Here is a 19,392-nt window from a genome sequence, read left to right as displayed (position 1 = left end):
GCCACTGGTGTACCCGCTACACCAGTGACCTACCTCACCCGACTGACCGCATACGCCGCCCCACAAAACACCAGCACACTGGGCAAAATGGCCATCAGCATCGGATTGAAGCCGTAAACCAAGCCCAGATGACCGGCAATCTTATCGAAAATATTGAAGGTCATCCCGATGATAATGCCGATCATCATCCGCCCCCCGGCGCCTATACCGCGCCTGATGCCAATGACAAAGGGCGCCGACACCATCAGCATCACAAAAGTCACCAGCGGATTGATCAGCCGACTCCAAAACGCCAACTCAAAAGATTGGGATTTTTGGTTGTTTTCCTTTAAGAAGCCGATATACATATACAAATCATAGAGCGACAAATTATCCGCTTTGACCACAACGATATTCAACAAGTCAGGATCGATCGAGGTTTTCCAAAGCTCACTCGACGTCCGGCCCGCAAAAACTTGCCGGCTCGACACCTCCGACCAGCGAATTTTTTCCAAACGCCATTGATGCTGCCCCAAATATCGCGCCGTCTCGGCATGTTTCAGCAAGTCCAAGCGTAACTGCTCATTCAATTGGTAAATACTGATATCACCCAACAAGCCATCTTCGTGAATCTGTCGGACATTGATAAAATTATTCCCTTCCCTGAGCCACATGCCATAGCGGGAATGCATCACCACTTTTTCATTTTGCGCCGTCGTTCTGATCATTTGCGCGGTCCGCTCAGCCCACGGCGCCACAAACTCGCCCACCGCCAGCGAAATCAATACCAGAATCAGCCCCGCCAGCATGATCGCCCGGATCACCCAAAACACCGACAGACCGATCGCCCGCATCGCGATGATTTCCCGATTGTTAGCCATCGCACCGACCACGAACAAGCTGCCCAGTAAAGCCGACGAGGGGATCAGCTCGTAAAAGACTCGGGGCGATGTCAGCGCCAAATACAGCAGAATTTCCTTCAAGCCATAACTGCCCTTCCCCAAGTCCTTCAACTCATCGCTGAAAGTAAATAGATTGAACAAGGTTAACAACAGCAACAAGGCGATCAAAGAACCCTTGATGACTTCCTTGACTATATAGGCGGTCAACACATTCATCGCACGGCCTTCCCGGTCAGAGTCATTTCAACCCACTTCCATCCATACAATCGCACCAACAACGCCAACCCCAATATCAATAACAACAGATATATCCAGAAGTAGCCCATCCACACCGGAATTGTTGCATTGACCACCCAACTGTGACTCACTCTTTTTAAATTCCCATAAACAAAATAAATGGCAAAGGCGACCATTAAACTGCCATAAACACCGCCGCGCGGCGACAACTTAGCCAACGGCACCGCTAGAAAAGCCAAAAAAATAACGCCGAGTGGCGTCGACAGACGATTCTGCATTTCGGCAATATCTGGCAACTGCTCCGACCGCCATAGTTCCTTGGTCGGAACCGACTCCCGGTGCAGCCTGACGGCGCGGGTTTTCTTTTCGATGCGAACGCCATATTCTTCAAAGTTTTCCATGACGTAGTTTTTGCGTCCCGGAACCCCTTGAATACGCTCGCCTCGCTCCAAAACCAAATATAGACCGCCTGGACGGTACTCCATACGACCATGTTTCGCATTCACGACGCCCAACTGGCCATGCTCACGGTTTTGTACAAAGACATTATGCATGCGCCCATCGGCATCAACATCCTCGGCATAAAACACCAAATCTCCGCCACTGTATTCGGTGAAACGCCCCGCCGAGATCCCACGGACATCGGCAGAACTTTCGTCTTCACTCATCAATATCTGCATCCGCGCCTCGGCCCATGGCGCCGCCATCATCGACAAACCCGCCGCCGCTAGCGACAGCGGCAAGACCAGCAAAAACACCGCCCGATAAAGCGTCATGGCGCCACCCCCGGCCGAGGCAATAGCCGCCATTTCCTGGTCACGGTACATACGCCCTAACACCATTAACACCGCCATAAAAATTGAGGCCGGTAAAAAAGCCGCTGTCGCGACCACCGTCTTCAGTCCTAAGATGCTCAACACCGTTTCATTGGAAAGACTGCCCTCTATCGCCTTGGCTAACACCTTGATGAACTTGCGGCTGACGATGATGATGACTATCACCGATAATACGGCTAATACCGTTTTCAGCAAATCACTAAAAATCATTTTATCCAGCACCGTTACCAGTCGGTATGATTTGCCATTGCCTATTTTAACCGATCCCATGTTCAAACAACTTTCCCCACCATTCTCATGTATAATTTGTGCAGTATTCTACTGCAATCCGCAGTATGACAATCCTTTTAATGCTATGTAAAAAGATGACTGACATGGACTATTCTATAGAAACCCAACCCTTAGACAAACTGCGAAGTCATTGCCTGATTGCCGGCATCTACGAAAATCAACAACTCAGCGACGTCGCCAGCGCGCTTGATCGTTTGACCCAGGGAACGATCGACAAAGTCATCAAACGCGGCGATATCCAAGGAAAAATAGGAGAAACACTGCTGCTCAATGTGCTACCGGACGGCAATATCGAACGCATCCTGCTGGTCGGTCTCGGCGAAAAGGGCAAAGTCACGCGCAAACATTATCGCAAAGCCTTGGCCGCCGCGATCAAATCGATCAGGGACAGCAAACTGCAAGCGGTCACCAGCGCATTGCATGATATAGAGGTAACCGAGGCTGACGCGCAGTGGAAAACCCGGCAAACCGTTGAAGTTTTCAACGACGGCCTGTACCAGTACCAGTACACCAAAAATTGCGAAGACAATAAGGTAAAACTGCAATCAGTCGCCATAGTCGCCGACGACGGCGCCCTGGCCGAAACGGGACTGAAGCAGGGTCTGGCGATCGCTCAAGCGATGGATCTGTGCAAACAGCTCGCGGATCTACCCGGCAACATCTGCACTCCCACTTATTTGGCCGAAAAAGCCACCGAACTGGCGGCAGAGTTCGACAACCTGGACTGCGAAATCCTGGAAGAAAACCATATGGAAGCCTTAGGCATGGGCGCATTCTTGGCCGTGTCTCGGGGTAGCCGCCAGCCTGCCAAACTGATCACGCTGAATTATCAAGGCGCCGATGCCGACTCCAAACCGATCGTATTGGTCGGCAAGGGTCTGACCTTCGACGCCGGCGGCATCTCTCTGAAACCCGGCGCCGGCATGGATGAGATGAAATATGATATGTGCGGCGGCGCCACGGTCATCGGCGTCCTGCGGGCGGCTGCGCAAATGGCCCTGCCGCTGAACATCGTCGGCCTCGTTCCCTCTTCGGAAAACCTGCCGGATGGCGACGCCAACAAACCGGGCGATATTCTAACCAGCATGTCCGGAAAAACCATCGAAGTATTGAATACCGATGCCGAAGGCCGCCTGATTCTCTGCGATACGCTGACCTATGCGAAAAAATTCAATCCAGAGGTAGTCATCGACCTGGCCACATTGACAGGCGCCTGCATCGTATCTCTCGGACGCGTGCCCAGCGGCCTGCTGGGCAATGACGACGCCTTGTGCGAGGACCTGAGCAAAGCCAGCGAAAGCGCATGTGACAGCGTTTGGCGTTTGCCGTTATGGGAAGAATATCAGGAACAACTTAAATCCAATTTCGCCGACCTAGCCAATATCGGCGGTCCGGAAGCCGGCACGATTACCGCCGCCTGTTTCCTGTCTCGCTTTACCGAAGACTATCGCTGGGCTCATCTGGACATCGCCGGCACCGCGTGGCGCACCGGTCAGAACAAAGGCGCAACGGGTCGCCCTGTGGCGATGCTGACCCAGTATTTACTCAACCGGGCCAATGCCTGAGGTCAGTTTTTATATCTTGCCGTCCCAATCGCAACAGGAACGGCAGGCCTTTGCCTGCAAATTGATCGAAAAGGTTTATCGTAGCGGCCATTATTGTTATGTCTTGTCCGATTCGGAGCAACAAAGCCAGCAACTGGACGACCAGTTATGGACCTTTAGGCCTGGCAGTTTTGTCCCGCATCAACGACATCAAGGGCAGCTACCGGCTATTCGGCGCACTATCCTGATCGGCGGCGACCCCGTTCCCGAGCAATGGCGCGAGGTTGTCGTGAATCTGTCTGCGACCCCCCCTCAACAAAGCGAACATTGCGGCCGTATTCTGGAAATCCTGGATAACAGCGAAGCGACTAAACAGGTCGGCAGAAACCGCTATCGCTATTACCGAGAAGCCGGACTGGACATTACCACGCATCAGATGTAAGGCGATGCTTGTGCCCTTGAGTGTTTAGCGGGAACCGCGGGCCTGATTGCCCTAGCAACTGCAATGGCTGTTTTACGCCGACCCTTGCTTTCCCTCGACGCCGGCGAGGTATGGGTAGTGTTTGGCGAAGCGCTCCTAGACAGACGATCTCCAGGCCCTAAACACCGCTAAAATGCCCAAACTAGGAATTGCCGGAATTAGGGCAGCAATTCCCAGTTTGGCGTTCAAAAAGGGCATGGGGCGTGTTTGGCGAGGATGTCGGCAGCAAGGATGCTGCCGTCAAGCCCCCAGGGATGGGTTTACCCAGCACCTAAATTTCCATGGCTACTGGACTATATTTTACATTCCAGCATAATTTAGGTGCTGGGTGAACGGCGCTCCTCGACAGACACACCCCATGCCCTAAACACCGCAAAATACTCAACCTGGGAATTGCCGGAATTAGGGTAAAAAAGCACGACTCGCTCATTTTCCGGTTAAAATAATTTTATTTATCATCAAGAAAAATCTACAGAAATCCATGGAAAAAACCTACGCACCCCATTCAATTGAACAACGCTGGTACAACACCTGGGAAGAAAAAGGCTATTTTGCGGCAAAACAGGAAGGTGATTCCTATTGCATCATGATCCCTCCCCCCAACGTCACCGGTAGCTTGCATATGGGACATGCGTTTCAGGACACCATCATGGATGCGCTCACTCGCTATCATCGCATGAAAGGCTGCAGCACACTGTGGCAGCCGGGCACCGACCATGCCGGTATCGCCACGCAAATGGTCGTGGAAAGACTGATCAATGCCGAGGGCAAAACCCGTCATGATTACGGCCGCGAACAGTTCATCGAAAAAATCTGGGAATGGAAAGAACAATCCGGCGGCACCATCACTCGCCAACTGCGCCGCATGGGCTCTTCGCTGGACTGGGAAAAAGAACGCTTCACGATGGACGACGGCATGTCCAAAGCGGTCCGCGAGGTGTTCATCAAGCTCTACGAAGAGGGCCTGATTTACCGCGGCAAACGCCTGGTAAACTGGGATCCGGTGCTGCATACCGCGGTATCGGACCTGGAAGTACTATCCGAGGAAGAAAACGGCTCGATGTGGCACATGCGCTATCCGCTGGCAAACGGCAAAGGACATCTGATTGTCGCGACCACACGGCCGGAAACCCTGCTCGGCGATGCCGCTGTCGCGATTCATCCGGACGATGAGCGCTACAAACACCTGCTGGGTGAATTCGTCGAATTGCCGCTCACCGGCCGCCGCATTCCGATCATAGCCGACGACTATGTCGATCCAGAATTCGGCACCGGCTGCGTCAAGATCACACCAGCCCATGACTTCAACGATTACGAGGTTTGGCTTCGTCATCGCGACATGTCGGCAATCGCCGATCTACCGCACGGCGGCCTGATCAACGTGTTTACCGCCGATGCCAATATCCGCGAAAACGACGACGGCTTCGACATCATTCCGGCGCAATACATCGGCCTGGAACGCTTCGAGGCGCGCCAACGCATCGTCGCCGACCTGGACGCTCAGGGCCTATTGGAAAAAATCGAAGACCACAAGCTGATGGTGCCACGCGGCGACCGGACCGGCGCCGTGATCGAACCGTTTCTGACCGACCAGTGGTATGTCAAGATCGAGCCGCTGGCCAAACCGGCCATCGAGGCGGTCGAGCAAGGCGACATCAAATTTGTGCCCGACAACTGGAAAAACACCTATTTCGAATGGATGCGCAATATTCAAGATTGGTGCATTTCCCGACAAATCTGGTGGGGTCACCGCATCCCGGCCTGGTATGACGATCAAGGCAACATCTATGTCGGCCACTCTGAGCAGGAAATCCGCGACAAACATGAACTGGCGGACGATTATCCTCTGAAACAGGATGACGATGTCCTAGACACCTGGTTTTCATCAGCCTTGTGGCCATTCTCTACGCTGGGCTGGCCGGAACAAACGCCGGAACTGGCCAAGCATTACCCCACCAGCGTTTTGGTCACCGGTTTCGACATCATCTTCTTCTGGGTGGCGCGGATGATCATGATGGGCCTGAAGTTTCAAGGCCAAGCGCCTTTCAAGGAAATCTATATTCACGGCCTGGTGCGCGACGCCGAAGGGCAGAAGATGTCCAAGTCCAAAGGCAACGTGCTTGACCCGATCGATCTGATCGACGGCATCGATCTGGAGGCGTTGATCGAGAAACGCACATCGGGCATGATGCAACCGCATCTGGCCAAGAAGATCGAGCAAGCGACCCGCAAGCATTTCCCCGACGGCATACCTTCGTTCGGCACCGATGCGTTACGCTTCACCTTCGCCTCGATGGCTTCCACCGGCCGCGACATCCGCTTCGATCTGGCTCGCACCGAGGGTTACCGAAACTTCTGCAACAAGCTATGGAACGCGGCCCGCTATGTGCTGATGAATACCGAAGGGCAGGATAACGGCCTGTCCGATGCCGCTCTGGAATACTCACAGGCCGACTTATGGATCGTTTCGCGCCTAAATCAGGTCATCGCCCAAACCCGCGATGCGATCGAAAATTATCGTTTCGACCTGGCCTCGCAGACTCTTTATGAATTCATTTGGAATGAATATTGCGATTGGTATCTTGAGCTGTCGAAGATCTCTCTGCAATCCGATAACGCCGCCTTGCAACGAGGCACCCGTAAAACGCTGTTGCGAGTGCTGGAAAATATCCTGCGCATCGCCCACCCATTGATCCCCTTCATCACCGAGGAAATCTGGCAACGGGTCGCGCCACTGGCCGGCGTATCGGGCGAAACGATCATGTTGCAACCTTATCCTGAGGCCGATAACAGCCAGATCGATGAACAAGCCATCGGCGCCACCAACTGGCTGATGGCTTTTATCCTAGGCATACGCCGCATTCGCGGCGAAATGAATATCGCGCCGGGCAAACCCCTGAATGTGCTGTTACAACATGGCTCAGAGCATGATCGCGTGTTATTGCAAAGCAATCAAAGCTATCTATTGAAGCTAGGCCGTCTGGCGTCGATCAACTGGCTGGCGGAAAACGATCATGCCCCAGAATCGGCTATCGCTCTGGTCGGTGACATGAGAATACTGATTCCTATGGCCGGACTGATCGACAAGGAAGCGGAACTGGTCAGATTGAATAAGGAAATTCAGAAAATAGAAAAAGAATTGCCTCGCATCGAAGGAAAATTGAATAACTCGAATTTTATCGATAAGGCGCCAGCCGCGGTCATCGATAAAGAAAAAGGCAAACTAACAAGCTTACGCTCTTCACTGAACAACCTGAATGAACAGCTGAGTAAAATCAAAGCGCTTTAAATGAATGGCAGTAGCGTAACCCAGCCAATACAAACCAAGTCCATCGAGGAATGGACTGAGGTGCTGTGCGAGCAGGAAATGCCGATTTTTTCCAATACTGCCAATACTATTTATGCGACCCTGGATGACAAAAAGAAGGGCGCCATGGAACTGGCGTCCATCATCCTACAGGACCCCAACCTGACCGCAAAGCTGCTCAGGGTCAGCAACAGCAGCTACTACAACCCTTCCCGCCAACCGATCAACACCGTGTCCCGCGCCATCGTCATTCTCGGCGCCGCGACGATCCGCGAACTCACCCTGGCTTGTTCATTTTTTGAATCGATATTGTCTTCCGACAACAAAGAACGCGCTAACGAAGAAATCGCCCACGCCATTCATGCCGCCGTGCAGGCTAAGGCGCTGGCCGTCGCCAGCAATGATCCATCACCGGAAGGCGTATTCATTGCCGCCCTACTGCATAATATCGGCAAGATCGCCTTCTGGTGCTTCAGCGATAAACAGGCGCTGCAAATCAATGAGCTGATCGAATCAGGCGGCTACACGATCCGCGAAGCGGAAATAAAGGTCTTGGGTTTCAGCCTACAACAATTGAGCAAACGACTCAGTCAATCCTGGCATTTAGGCGGCTTGATCGAAGAGGCCATCCATCAGCCCGATGCCGACAACCCCCGCATACGGCTAGTCCAGCTAGGGCATGAAATCAGCCAGGCCAGCAAAGCCGGCGATGATTCGGCGGTGATGCAACAATGCCTAAAGAAACTAAGTCATGTCACCGGCCTGGCCAACGCCGAGCTGGAAACCCGAATCAAGCGCTGTACCGCGCAGGCCATAAAAACGGCGATACAATTTGGCGCTCATGATGCCTCCAAGTTTATAGACGCCAGTTCGAAACGGCGACTAACACCACCTGACAATAGCGACTCGGCAGTCGGCAACAAGGTGGATAAAAAACAAGTCCAGTTCCGCATCCTGGAGGAAATCAGCAGCCATATCAGTGGCGCGATCAATCTTAATATCCTGTTCGAATTGGTGCTCGAAGGCATACATCGGGGCGTCGGCATGGACAGAACGCTGTTTCTATTGTTGGGCGCCGACAAAAAATCATTGCACGAGAAATTCTACTTCGGCCGACCTGAGTCCGCCGGCAGCAAAATACAACTGCGCAACAACGGACGAGCAAATCTATTTTTTCATAGCCTGGAAACAGTCGAAGGCATTTGGGCGAATCCGCAACAACATCGCCAGCTCTACACCCCACAGATCATGGAATTGACCGGCCATAACGAATGTTTTGTCATTCCCGTCGCGACCGAACAAAAAGTCATCGGCATGATTTATTGCGACCGCGCCATCAGCCAGGCCTCTTTGAACCTCGATGACTTCGACGCCAGCAAGCATTTTGCCAAACAGGCTTGCATCGGCTTGACCTTATACCGGATGAGAAGCCTCTAACTATGGACCGCAAAGAATTCACCGATCTAAAAGTTTATCTTGTAGAACCCTCCCATACCCAACAACTGATTATTAAGCAACACCTGGGTGAATTCGGCATCGCCGACATCGTCACGCTAACGTCGGGAGCGCATACCTTGGACTCATTGCCCCATAATCAGCCCGATCTGATCATCAGCGCCATGTATTTACCGGACATGACTGGTGTTGACCTGGTTCATGCGATCAGGGAAGAGGAGGCCTCCTATGACATGGCGTTCTTGTTGATTTCCAGCGAAACCAACATCAAATACCTGGAGCCGATCAGACAAGCCGGCGCAATAGGCATACTGCCTAAGCCCTTCAGTCCGCAGGAACTCGATATCGCCCTTTCCGCAACCTTGGATTACTTGAATCCGAGCAAAGTCGAACTGGATCATTTCGATATCGAAGACCTGAACGTATTGCTGGTCGACGACAGCCAGCTCTCGCAACATTTCATCATCCGCATCCTCAACGACCTGGGCATCGAATTGGTCACGACGGCTGAAAATGGCAAACAGGCGATCAATATTTTGCGCCAACGCTATTTCGATTTAATCATTACCGACCTCAATATGCCGGAAATGGACGGCTTGGAATTGACCCGGCATATTCGCCATCAACCCGGCCAACAACTGACCCCGGTACTGATGGTCACCAGCGAACAAAATCAGAACCGACTCGCTGCGGTGGAAAAAGAAGGGGTTTCGGCGGTGCTGGACAAGCCCTTCGAACCATCCGGAATCAAAAAACTGATCCTGCAATTACTCAATTAGCCTTAGCTTCCAACGTAACCGGCCGCGAACCTAACGCAGCTAAATAATTAAAGCCTCCCCTGATGAATTATCCGGCCTGAAGTGGACAAAATCCTGATTTCATCTATATTTTCCTATACTGTAAATTTAAACATTCCCTTTCATGTCGACAGTAGTAAGTGATTTACAATTCAGCGGGTTGACCAAATGTCTGATAAGAAAAGGTCTGCTGACAGAAGAAAGCGCCCAAACCGCATTTCAAGAAGCCGATAAGCAAAAAATCTCGTTAATCAGCTACCTGGTTAATAACCAGCATCTAGACAGTAAAACGATTGCGTCCTTCGCCTCGCTGGAATTCGGTGTGCCGTTTTTCGATCTCGACGCCATAGACATCCGCTCGCTGCCGGTCAAACTGGTCGACGAAAAACTGATCAGGCACCATCATGCCCTGCCGCTGTTCAAGCGCGGCAATCGTTTATTTGTCGCCACCTCCGATCCGACCAATTTTCAGGCGCTGGACGAGATCAAATTCCACACCCGTCTCAACACCGAAAATATTCTGGTCGAAGAAGATAAGTTAGGCAAGGCGATCGAGGCTTCGCTGGAAGCGGCCGACACCTCGATGGCGGACCTGCTCGATGAAGACCTGGAAAACATCGACATCTCTGGCGGCGAACAAGAGACTCCGAAAGAAGAAAACACTTCCGATATCGATGACGCTCCGATTGTCCGTTTCGTTAACAAGATTCTGCTCGATTCGATTAAAAAAGGCGTATCCGATATCCACCTGGAGCCGTTCGAGAAGACTTTCCGCATCCGCTTCCGCGGCGACGGCATACTCTATGAAGCCGCCAGCCCGCCCGCCAATATCGCCAACCGGATTATTTCCCGCATCAAGGTCATGTCCAGAATGGACATCGCCGAGCGCCGCGTGCCTCAGGACGGACGCATCAAGATGCAATTATCCAAGAACCGCGCCATCGACTTTCGGGTCAATACGTGCCCTACCCTGTTCGGCGAGAAAGTGGTGCTGAGGATACTCGACCCGACCAGCGCCCAACTCGGCATCGAGAAACTGGGCTTTGAACCGGCGCAACAACAACTCTTTCTTAAAGCGATTCATCGGCCTTATGGCATGGTGCTGGTCACCGGGCCGACCGGCAGCGGGAAGACGGTGTCGCTCTACACCGGCCTGAATATATTGAACAGTATGGAACGGAACATTTCCACCGCCGAAGACCCGGTGGAAATTACCGTAGAAGGCATCAATCAGGTCAACGTCAACCCGAAAGCCGGCCTGACCTTCGCCGAGGCGCTGAAGGCCTTTTTACGTCAAGACCCCGATATCATCATGGTCGGTGAGATTCGCGACCTGGAAACCGCCAGCATCGCCGTAAAAGCCGCGCAAACCGGCCACCTCGTATTATCGACCCTGCACACCAACGATGCGCCGCAAACGATCAACCGCCTGATGCAAATGGGCATAGAGCCTTTCAATATCGTCTCCGCGGTCAATTTAATCATGGCGCAAAGGCTGGCCCGGCGCCTATGCGAGCACTGCAAACAACCGGCCGACTATCCGGACAACATCTACTTGGACGCAGGTTTCAATAAAGAAGAATTGGCCGGTCTACAAATTTATACCCATGTCGGCTGTGAGCATTGCAATGGCGGCTATAAAGGCCGGGTCGGCATTTATCAGGTCATGCCGATCAGCGAAGCCATGCGAGCCCTCATCCTACGCGGCGGCAATGCGATGGAAATGGCCGAGCTGTCGTTAAGCGAGGGCATCAACGATCTGAGGGCCTCCGGTCTGCTCAAGGTCAAGCAAGGCATCACCACGTTGGAAGAAATTGACAGGGTAACGAAGGAATAATCATGGCAGAAAAGAAAGAAGAACAGATCGACTTCATCTGGGAAGGCATCGATAAACAGCGCAATAAAACCAAGGGCGAAATCAGCGCCAAGAGCGAGACGATCGCCAGAACCGACCTGAGACGCATGGGGGTTCGCGTCATCAAAATCAAGCCCAAGCCCAAGCCGTTGTTTGGCGCCAAGGTGCAAAAAATCACGCCGGCCGATATCGCCGTATTCGCCCGTCAATTGGCCACGATGCTGGAAGCCGGCGTGCCACTGGTGCAGTCCTTCGACATCATCGGTAAAGGTCATGAAAACGCCAGCATGTCGGAAATGTTGTTGTCGATCAAGACCGATATCGAGGGCGGCGACACCCTGGCCCAGGCTTTGCGTAAAAAAAACCTGTACTTCGACGATTTGTTCTGCAATCTGGTCGAGGCCGGCGAACAGGCCGGGGTGTTGGAAACGTTGCTGGACAAGATTGCCACCTACAAGGAAAAAACCGAATCGCTGAAGAAAAAAATCAAAAAGGCCATGACCTATCCGATCGCCGTGCTGGTGGTCGCTTTCATCGTCACGGCGATATTGTTGATTTTCGTGGTGCCGGTATTCGAGGATTTATTCCAGAGTTTTGGCGCCGATCTGCCGTCATTCACAAAATTCGTCATCGGCTTATCGGAATGGGCCCAGCAATGGTGGTGGGCGGTGCTCGGCGTCATCGGCGTCACCATTTATGTGTTCGGTTATTTCAAGAAGCGTTCCCGCCCCTTCAATCAATTTCTCGACCGCACGCTGCTGAGACTCCCCGTCGTCGGCATGATTCTGCACAAGTCGGCAATCGCTCGTTTTGCCCGTACATTGTCGACGATGTCGGCCGCCGGCGTGCCGCTGGTCGAGGCGCTGGAATCGGTGGCCGGCGCCACCGGCAACATTATTTATCATGACGCGGTGATGAAGATGCGCGAGGATGTCTCGACCGGCCAGCAGCTGCAGTTTTCCATGTCACAGGTCAATTTGTTTCCACATATGGTCATACAGATGGTTGCGATCGGCGAGGAGTCGGGCTCGATAGACGCCATGCTCGACAAGGTGGCGGACTTCTATGAAGAGGAAGTCGACAATCTGGTCGACAACTTGAGCAGCCTGATGGAACCGATTATCATGGCTATCTTGGGGATTCTGGTCGGCGGCCTGATTGTCGCGATGTATCTACCGATCTTCAAGCTCGGTGCAGCGGTTGGCTAATTCGACGATTGCTCCCATATTTTATCAGCTACCCGCGCCCCTACATAGAACATGCAATTATTACTCGATACCCTGCAACATTCCTTGACCTTGTTAACGGCCGTCATTTTTGTGCTCGGCCTGATGATCGGCAGCTTCTTGAATGTCGTGATCTTCCGCCTGCCGGTGATGATGACCCGGGACTGGCGGCGGGAATGTCGGGAATTTCTGGAATTGGAGGAAGAACCGCAAGCGGAAAGGTTCAACCTGCTCGTACCTCTGTCGCGTTGCCCACACTGCCAAACCGACATCAAGCCTTATCAAAATATCCCGGTCTTCAGCTATCTGTTTTTGCAAGGAAAATGTGCGCAATGCGGCAGCGCGATTTCTCCGCGTTACCCGTTGATCGAGGCTTTCACCGGCATTTGTTCGGCGATTGTCGCCTGGCATTTCGGCTACGGCGCCGAAATGCTGTTCGCTTTATTGCTGACCTGGTGTTTAATCGCCGCCAGCTTCATCGATATCGATCACCAATTGCTGCCTGATTCGATCACCCTACCGATGTTGTGGCTGGGATTGTTTTTAAGCTTGTTTTCGGTTTATACCGACCCCCAATCCAGCATCATCGGCGCCATTGCCGGTTATTTGAGCCTATGGACGATTTATCAGCTGTTTAAACTGCTGACCGGCAAGGAAGGCATGGGCTATGGCGACTTCAAGCTGCTCGCGTTGTTCGGCGCCTGGCTGGGATGGCAATATTTACCGCTGATCGTTCTGTTATCGTCGCTGGTTGGCAGCGTGATCGGCATCGCGATGGTTATCCTGGTCAAAAAAGACCGTAACACACCGATCCCTTTCGGGCCCTACCTGGCCGCCGCCGGCTGGCTGGCGCTGATCTGGGGGGACGAGATCAACCGCCTCTATCTGAATACCATCGGCTTATAACGGCAATGCTTAGAATCGGCCTGACCGGCGGCATAGGCTGCGGCAAGTCTACCGTTTCCAAACTCTTCCAGCAATTGGGGGCGCCGGTCATCGATGCCGATGTGATCGCCCATAGCCTGGTGACGACCGGGCAACCCGCTTTGCGACAATTGGAAAACGCATTCGGCAGTGAGATTATCAATGCCGATGGCTCGCTTGACAGAGCCGCACTGCGTGAGCGGGTCTTCGCCGAACCGGCGGAAAAGAAAAAACTGGAAAATATCCTTCATCCGCTGATCTATGCCCAGATCGAGGCGGAAATTCGACAATTGCGCGCCCCCTATTGCATCGTCAGCATACCGTTACTACTGGAAACCAACATGACCACGCGCATAGACCGAGTTTTGGTCATCGACTGTCCGGTGGAAACCCAAATAGCGCGCGTCAAACAGCGCGACGGTCTGTCCACCGAGCTGATTAATCGCATCATCGCCAGCCAGGTTAGTCGAGATACGCGTTTATCTCGCGCCGACGACATCATTGACAATTCAAAAACGCCCCGCCAACTTGCAGAACAAGTAAAAAAGCTTCACAATTTATATCTGAAATGGTCATAAATTTAACCTCGGTAGAAAATAATCCGCTTTAAAGCCATCCCGACCCAGTAAAAAGATGGCCTTAAGGATAAAAACCGAAATAAAATACTACCGATAGACCGCATTAATTCCTTTCGATCAGATAAACCTTAGGGCAAACCCGGCTTGAATACACAGACTACATATGAATTTCCGCTCAATGAACGGATTCGCGTCTTTATGCGATTGGAACAATTATTCCTGCAACTGAGTCATTTTAGCGCCGGTTCTACCATCTACGATAAACGCGCTGCCATTTCGGTACTGCTCGACATTCTGATGATTTTCCGCCGTAATGACTTGAAATCGGAACTGTTGAAAGAACTCGATCGTCATATCAAGGTGCTAAACCAGATTGGCAACAGCCAAGGCGTTGATACCGATAAATTGCAACAACTACTCACACAACTGAATCAAGTCAGTAAAAACCTATACAGCAGCAATGGCAAAATAGGCGTCAATGTCATGGAGAGCGACTTATTTCAGAGTATTTCGCAACGCAATGCCATACCCGGCGGCAGCTGTTCATTTGATTTACCGGCCTTTCATTATTGGTTGGAGCAAGAAGACGCCGAACAACAAAAAGACCTGGAACGCTGGACGAAGCCATTGATTGATATCCGCACGGCGATTGAATTGATCCTCAACTTCGTCAGACATAGCATGACACCGACTGATGAGATTGCGGAAGCCGGTTTTTTTCAGATGGCGCTGGACAGCAGTCACCCATTACAACTGCTCAGAGTGAGCATCGACGCCGAACTCCCTTGTTTTGCCGAAATCAGCGGCGGCAAGCACAGATTCACGATCCGTTTCATGAAACCTTCGAACGATGAAAACCGTCCGACTCAAAGTCAGGATGATATTCCCTTTTCGTTAACCCGCTGCATGTTCTAATGAGTAATCAAAAACCACTGACCGTCCATTGCCCAACCTGCAAAAAACCGGTGCAATGGAGCGAACAACAACGCTTCAGACCCTTTTGCTGCGAGCGCTGCAAACTGATCGACTTGGGGGAATGGGCGATGGAAGAAAAAAAGATCGCTGGCGAACCGGCTTTTATCGAGACGGCAGACGATTGTGACGGATTTTTACACTAACGTTACCGATGGCCTTAGCATGAAAAACCGTAACCATTCCGTATATTTCGGGTTTTAGGCACTCTGATAAAACTACGCTGAATAATAATGAAAACCCTTCATATTGTCTGCCCGCACTGCCATACAACCAACCGGATAGCCGCCGAGCGCTTGCAGCAGGCCCCAAAATGCGGCAAATGCAAACAGGCCATTTTCACCGCCCAGCCGCTGGCATTAACCGCCGCTCATTTTGCTCGCCACCTCCATGGCAACGACATCCCGGTTATCGTCGACTTCTGGGCCCCGTGGTGTGGACCCTGTAAGATGATGGCGCCGGCCTTCAGCGAGGCGGCCGCGCAACTGGAACCCCAGGTTCGTTTAGCCAAACTCAATACCGAACAGGAACAGGGGATTGCCGCTCAATACGGCATACGCAGCATTCCGACGCTGATCCTTTTTCGCAAGGGCCAGGAAGTCGCCCGCCAAGCCGGGGCGATGGGGGCAGCGGATATTATCCGCTGGATTCAGGCGGCTCTTTAACGTTGTCGAAACGTGCTGATGCCGGCGATCCCTTGCGCGCCGGCCATTAAGGCCCGGTCAAGATCGGCCTGCCTGAGTCCGCCCAACGCATAAACCGGCAATGAACATTGCGCTGTCAATTCGGCGAACTGTTGCCAACCCAACGGCGCGGCATCCGGGTGACTGCGTGTCTCCAATACCGGCGCCAACACGACAAAATCAGCCCCTATGTTTTCCGCCTGCCGCAATTCGATAAGATTATGACAGGAAGCAGCCAACCATCGACAGTGTTTCGGACGATCTCTACAGCGCATTAAGTCCTGGCTGGTCAAATGAACACCGGCGGTGTTGATGCCTGCAAGTCCTTGCAAACCGGAATTGGCCAAGAGCAGGACCCCATGACGACTGCATTCGGCGCTGATGTCCTGCAACAAACGCTTGGGAACCGCCCTTGTGAAGTTTTTCAGGCGCAACTGCACCAGCTTGACGCCCTGTTCAATAAGTGCGCCAAGATGGGTCAATACCGCCGTCTCATCACGGCCTTCCAGAATGGCGTAATGGCTGGGCAATCTTGCCGCACTGATAATCGGTCTGTTGGCGGCCGGAAACTGATAGTCCGACAGTTGCTCGGGTTTGACCCATTTCACCTCCTGCCCTTCGCGCCCCCTGACTTGTCCTGCAAACGCCTTGATCCGCCAAACATCCAACAGAACATCGAGCTCGGCATAGCGATGAGCGATCTTGATCAGCGGCTGCGCCTGCTTAAAGCGAATACCCAGCTCCTCATCCAGTTCGCGCGACAACGCCTGACGCACCGATTCTCCGGACTCGAGCTTGCCGCCGGGAAATTCCCACAGCCCCCCCTGATGCACATGATCTGGCCGTCTAGCGATCAGTATTTTTCCATCGACATCTTCAATCACGCCGACCGCGACATGCACCGCGAGACCCTGGTCTTGCCGTTGTTGATTAAGTCCGGTATTCGGCATTGATCCTGACATAATCATAGGAAAAATCGCAGGTTAATACCTGCTGGCACGCCCGCCCTCTTCCTAAAACCACGCGCACGCATATTTCCTCCTGGTTCATCACAGCCTGTCCTGCAGTCTCGGTATAAGCCGCGGCCCGACCGCCATGCGCGACGATACAAACATCATCGAGGTAGATTTCCACCTGCTCCAACTGGAGGTTTTCCAGACCGGCGCGGCCGACGGCGGCAAGAATCCGTCCCCAGTTCGGATCGCTGGCGAAAAAAGCCGTTTTCACCAACGGCGAATGGGCAATGGTTTTCGCCACCAAGACGGCTTCCGCATCGTTTTCCGCCTGCTCGACAATAATCCGGATCAGCTTAGTGGCGCCCTCGCCGTCTCTGACGATCGCCTCAGCCAATTGCTGGCAAACTGTCTGCACAGCCGCCGAAAAAACGGCATATTCCTCGCTATCCGGCATGATTTCAGGCGCCTCGGCACAGGCGCTGGCCAATAACACGCAGGCGTCGTTGGTCGAGGTATCGCCGTCGACGGTAATGCGGTTAAAAGACTGTTCCACGGCCGCCGATAAACAGCGCTGCAATAACGGCTGACTGATTTTTGCATCGGTGGCGACAAAAGCGAGCATCGTCGCCATATTCGGCTGAATCATACCCGAGCCCTTGGAGATGCCGGTAATCGTCACCGGCCGGCCGTTTATCTCGATCACTGTCGATGCGCCCTTGGCGACTGTATCGGTCGTCATGATCGCCTTAGCCGCCCGGCTCCAGTTCTCGCCGGCAAGCTGGGCTAGCGCCTTTGGCAGCGCCGCAGTCAGCTTATCGATAGGCAAATTTTCTCCAATCACACCGGTGGAAAAAGGCAACACCTGCGCGGCTTCACCGCCTGCAAGCGCGGCGAGTTCGCGGCAACTGCGCAAAGCGTCCTGCATGCCGCGCTCGCCGGTGCCGGCATTGGCATTGCCGGCATTGACCAACAGCCAACGCGGCTGCCGACCCAAATGCTTTTTAGCGACCGTCACCGGCGCCGCACAAAAGGCATTGCGGGTAAAGACCGCCGCACATTGACCGCCTTCGACCATTTCGATCAGCAGAATATCGTCCCGTTCGCTTTGTTTGATGCCCGCGTTGCAGGTTCCCAGCCGAATGCCGCTCACCTGATGCATAGGCGGAAAGATACATTTTCCTACAGCCATCTCAAAATCCACTCTAATTCTGTTGCCCGAACCTCAGGCTTTAAAAAACACATATATCTTGGCGACCTTATCGACCTTTTTTTCCAACAACGCACAGCGTTGTTTGATCTTTTCAACCTGCTGCTGCTGACTGAACAACATCGGCGGCAGCATCACTTCCAGCTCCAACAAACCATCCAAATAATGGACTCTGAATTCATCGATATACGGCCAAAACTCCCCCAGATAATGCTCCAAATGTGTTTGTATCTCCTTGCGGGTCAACAGAGGCTCGTTAACCTTCTTAAATTCATCGTCCTCTGGGTCGACATGAACCAACACATCGACGATATCATCGAACTCGCTTTTCAATTGATCCCTGACGATATCGCCGATCATATGACCTTCCGAAACGGTAATGCGCGGATCGACGACGATATGCGCATCGACATAGGCGTCCTCCCCCATTTGACGCGTACGCAATAAATGAATGCCCCGCACCCCGTCGGTGGTTTTAATTGCGCGCCGAATCTCGTTAACCAACGGTTCGGGCAACGAGGTATCGACCAGCTCATTGATACTCTCCAGCACCAGCGTCAAACCAATTTTAGCGACCATCAACGCGACGATGATCGCGGCGAAGGCATCGGCGGCTGGATAACCCAATAGCACCGCTGCAATGCCAAACAACACAATTACCGAAGAGATGGCGTCACTGCGGTGATGCCAGGCGTTGGCCAATAACAGTTTGGAGCGTGTTTGCTCTCCGATGCGGCGGGTGTATTGATACAGCCATTCATTGGCCAATATCGAAATCAACGCGATGCCCATCGTTTCCCGGCTGGGAATCAGCAACCGATCCGGATGCAATATCCGTTCGCTTACATCCCAGGCGATGCCGCCAGCGATGACGATCAAGCCCAGCCCCAGCAATACCGTGGCGATCGTTTCAAAACGGCGATGCCCATACGGATGCTCATAATCGGCTTCGCGACTGCCCATTTTTATTGCGACGATGACGAACAGATCGCTCAACAAGTCGGACAGCGAATGGACACCATCGGCGATCAACGCGGCCGACTGTCCGAAAACGCCGACACTGATTTTAATCAGCGTTAAAAAAACATTGACGGCCGCCGCAACATAAGAGACTCTGGTTTTCAGCTTGGCAAGCTGGTCTGCATCTTGGCTGACCACCACC

Annotated in this window: 17 protein-coding genes; 12 read left to right on the top strand and 5 right to left on the bottom strand. The window is 52.8% G+C overall.

All coding sequences use genetic code 11. From position 1 onward, the window contains the following. Window positions 1-29: 29 nt before the first annotated feature. Both lptG and lptF read right to left on the bottom strand, forming a co-directional pair. A complete protein-coding gene (gene lptG, locus Q9L42_RS06770; protein ID WP_305909191.1) occupies window positions 30-1,097 on the bottom strand; it encodes an LPS export ABC transporter permease LptG in 1,068 nt (355 codons plus the stop codon). Next, window positions 1,094-2,224 carry an LPS export ABC transporter permease LptF gene (gene lptF / locus Q9L42_RS06765; RefSeq protein WP_305909192.1) on the bottom strand — a complete coding sequence of 377 codons (1,131 nt, stop codon included), beginning with the start codon at window positions 2,222-2,224 and terminating at the stop codon, window positions 1,094-1,096. Before lptF ends, lptG begins: the two co-directional genes overlap by 4 nt. Window positions 2,225-2,328: 104 nt before the next feature. Between lptF and Q9L42_RS06760 the strand changes: the two genes are divergently transcribed. The 12 genes from Q9L42_RS06760 to trxC all read left to right on the top strand — a co-directional run bounded on the left by Q9L42_RS06760 (window position 2,329) and on the right by trxC (window position 16,049). Beyond that, a complete protein-coding gene (locus Q9L42_RS06760; protein WP_305909193.1) occupies window positions 2,329-3,810 on the top strand; it encodes a leucyl aminopeptidase in 1,482 nt (493 codons plus the stop codon). Further along, window positions 3,803-4,231 carry a DNA polymerase III subunit chi gene (locus Q9L42_RS06755; RefSeq protein WP_349432399.1) on the top strand — a complete coding sequence of 143 codons (429 nt, stop codon included), beginning with the start codon at window positions 3,803-3,805 and terminating at the stop codon, window positions 4,229-4,231. Before Q9L42_RS06760 ends, Q9L42_RS06755 begins: the two co-directional genes overlap by 8 nt. A 520-nt stretch (window positions 4,232-4,751) precedes the next feature. Next, window positions 4,752-7,559, top strand: a complete 2,808-nt coding sequence (locus Q9L42_RS06750; RefSeq protein WP_349432397.1) for a valine--tRNA ligase — start codon at window positions 4,752-4,754, stop codon at window positions 7,557-7,559. Further along, entirely contained in the window at window positions 7,560-9,014 is a 1,455-nt protein-coding gene (locus tag Q9L42_RS06745; protein ID WP_305909194.1) for an HDOD domain-containing protein, read from the top strand. 2 nt (window positions 9,015-9,016) lie between these two features. Continuing rightward, the gene (locus Q9L42_RS06740; protein WP_305909195.1) at window positions 9,017-9,811 is read left to right on the top strand and encodes a response regulator; all 795 of its coding nucleotides are present in this window, start codon (window positions 9,017-9,019) and stop codon (window positions 9,809-9,811) included. 142 nt (window positions 9,812-9,953) lie between these two features. Then, window positions 9,954-11,666: a type IV-A pilus assembly ATPase PilB gene (gene pilB, locus Q9L42_RS06735; RefSeq protein WP_305909196.1), complete on the top strand. Its 1,713-nt coding sequence runs from the start codon at window positions 9,954-9,956 to the stop codon at window positions 11,664-11,666. Between the two features lie 2 nt (window positions 11,667-11,668). Next, a complete protein-coding gene (locus Q9L42_RS06730; protein WP_349432396.1) occupies window positions 11,669-12,892 on the top strand; it encodes a type II secretion system F family protein in 1,224 nt (407 codons plus the stop codon). A gap of 51 nt (window positions 12,893-12,943) precedes the next feature. Further along, entirely contained in the window at window positions 12,944-13,816 is an 873-nt protein-coding gene (locus Q9L42_RS06725) for a prepilin peptidase (protein ID WP_305909197.1), read from the top strand. Between the two features lie 5 nt (window positions 13,817-13,821). After that, window positions 13,822-14,412: a dephospho-CoA kinase gene (coaE, locus tag Q9L42_RS06720; protein ID WP_305909198.1), complete on the top strand. Its 591-nt coding sequence runs from the start codon at window positions 13,822-13,824 to the stop codon at window positions 14,410-14,412. A gap of 144 nt (window positions 14,413-14,556) precedes the next feature. Beyond that, complete coding sequence (gene zapD / locus Q9L42_RS06715) at window positions 14,557-15,327, top strand: cell division protein ZapD (RefSeq protein ID WP_305909199.1); 771 nt, start codon at window positions 14,557-14,559, stop codon at window positions 15,325-15,327. Further along, on the top strand, window positions 15,327-15,530 hold the full coding sequence (gene yacG / locus Q9L42_RS06710) for a DNA gyrase inhibitor YacG (protein WP_349432395.1): 204 nt from the start codon (window positions 15,327-15,329) through the stop codon (window positions 15,528-15,530). Before zapD ends, yacG begins: the two co-directional genes overlap by 1 nt. An 87-nt stretch (window positions 15,531-15,617) precedes the next feature. Continuing rightward, entirely contained in the window at window positions 15,618-16,049 is a 432-nt protein-coding gene (gene trxC, locus Q9L42_RS06705) for a thioredoxin TrxC (RefSeq protein ID WP_432648882.1), read from the top strand. Here the strand turns inward: trxC and Q9L42_RS06700 are convergent. From Q9L42_RS06700 to Q9L42_RS06690, 3 genes are read right to left on the bottom strand one after another with little or no spacing between them, the layout of a single operon-like run. Next, on the bottom strand, window positions 16,046-17,017 hold the full coding sequence (locus Q9L42_RS06700; protein WP_349432393.1) for a Nudix family hydrolase: 972 nt from the start codon (window positions 17,015-17,017) through the stop codon (window positions 16,046-16,048). The genes trxC and Q9L42_RS06700 overlap by 4 nt on opposite strands. After that, window positions 16,998-18,212 (bottom strand): bifunctional glutamate N-acetyltransferase/amino-acid acetyltransferase ArgJ, encoded by a 1,215-nt coding sequence (argJ, locus tag Q9L42_RS06695; RefSeq protein ID WP_305909202.1) that lies wholly within the window; start codon window positions 18,210-18,212, stop codon window positions 16,998-17,000. The genes Q9L42_RS06700 and argJ overlap by 20 nt, the downstream gene beginning before the upstream one ends. 33 nt (window positions 18,213-18,245) lie before the next feature. Next, window positions 18,246-19,391 carry a cation diffusion facilitator family transporter gene (locus Q9L42_RS06690; protein ID WP_349432391.1) on the bottom strand — a complete coding sequence of 382 codons (1,146 nt, stop codon included), beginning with the start codon at window positions 19,389-19,391 and terminating at the stop codon, window positions 18,246-18,248. Between the last annotated feature and the right edge of the window lies 1 nt (window position 19,392).

The sequence above is a fragment of the Methylomarinum sp. Ch1-1 genome, assembly GCF_030717995.2.
In the GTDB taxonomy this organism is placed as follows: domain Bacteria; phylum Pseudomonadota; class Gammaproteobacteria; order Methylococcales; family Methylomonadaceae; genus Methylomarinum; species Methylomarinum roseum.
This window is presented reverse-complemented; position numbering and strand designations above follow the sequence as displayed.

Coding starts and splice junctions, on each gene's coding strand:
- lptG (WP_305909191.1), bottom strand. CDS start 1,097: ATGAATGTGTTGACCGCCTATATAGTCAAGGAAGTCATCAAGGGTTCT.
- lptF (WP_305909192.1), bottom strand. CDS start 2,224: ATGGGATCGGTTAAAATAGGCAATGGCAAATCATACCGACTGGTAACG.
- Q9L42_RS06760 (WP_305909193.1), top strand. CDS start 2,329: ATGGACTATTCTATAGAAACCCAACCCTTAGACAAACTGCGAAGTCAT.
- Q9L42_RS06755 (WP_349432399.1), top strand. CDS start 3,803: ATGCCTGAGGTCAGTTTTTATATCTTGCCGTCCCAATCGCAACAGGAA.
- Q9L42_RS06750 (WP_349432397.1), top strand. CDS start 4,752: ATGGAAAAAACCTACGCACCCCATTCAATTGAACAACGCTGGTACAAC.
- Q9L42_RS06745 (WP_305909194.1), top strand. CDS start 7,560: ATGAATGGCAGTAGCGTAACCCAGCCAATACAAACCAAGTCCATCGAG.
- Q9L42_RS06740 (WP_305909195.1), top strand. CDS start 9,017: ATGGACCGCAAAGAATTCACCGATCTAAAAGTTTATCTTGTAGAACCC.
- pilB (WP_305909196.1), top strand. CDS start 9,954: ATGTCGACAGTAGTAAGTGATTTACAATTCAGCGGGTTGACCAAATGT.
- Q9L42_RS06730 (WP_349432396.1), top strand. CDS start 11,669: ATGGCAGAAAAGAAAGAAGAACAGATCGACTTCATCTGGGAAGGCATC.
- Q9L42_RS06725 (WP_305909197.1), top strand. CDS start 12,944: ATGCAATTATTACTCGATACCCTGCAACATTCCTTGACCTTGTTAACG.
- coaE (WP_305909198.1), top strand. CDS start 13,822: ATGCTTAGAATCGGCCTGACCGGCGGCATAGGCTGCGGCAAGTCTACC.
- yacG (WP_349432395.1), top strand. CDS start 15,327: ATGAGTAATCAAAAACCACTGACCGTCCATTGCCCAACCTGCAAAAAA.
- trxC (WP_432648882.1), top strand. CDS start 15,618: ATGAAAACCCTTCATATTGTCTGCCCGCACTGCCATACAACCAACCGG.
- Q9L42_RS06700 (WP_349432393.1), bottom strand. CDS start 17,017: ATGCCGAATACCGGACTTAATCAACAACGGCAAGACCAGGGTCTCGCG.
- argJ (WP_305909202.1), bottom strand. CDS start 18,212: ATGGCTGTAGGAAAATGTATCTTTCCGCCTATGCATCAGGTGAGCGGC.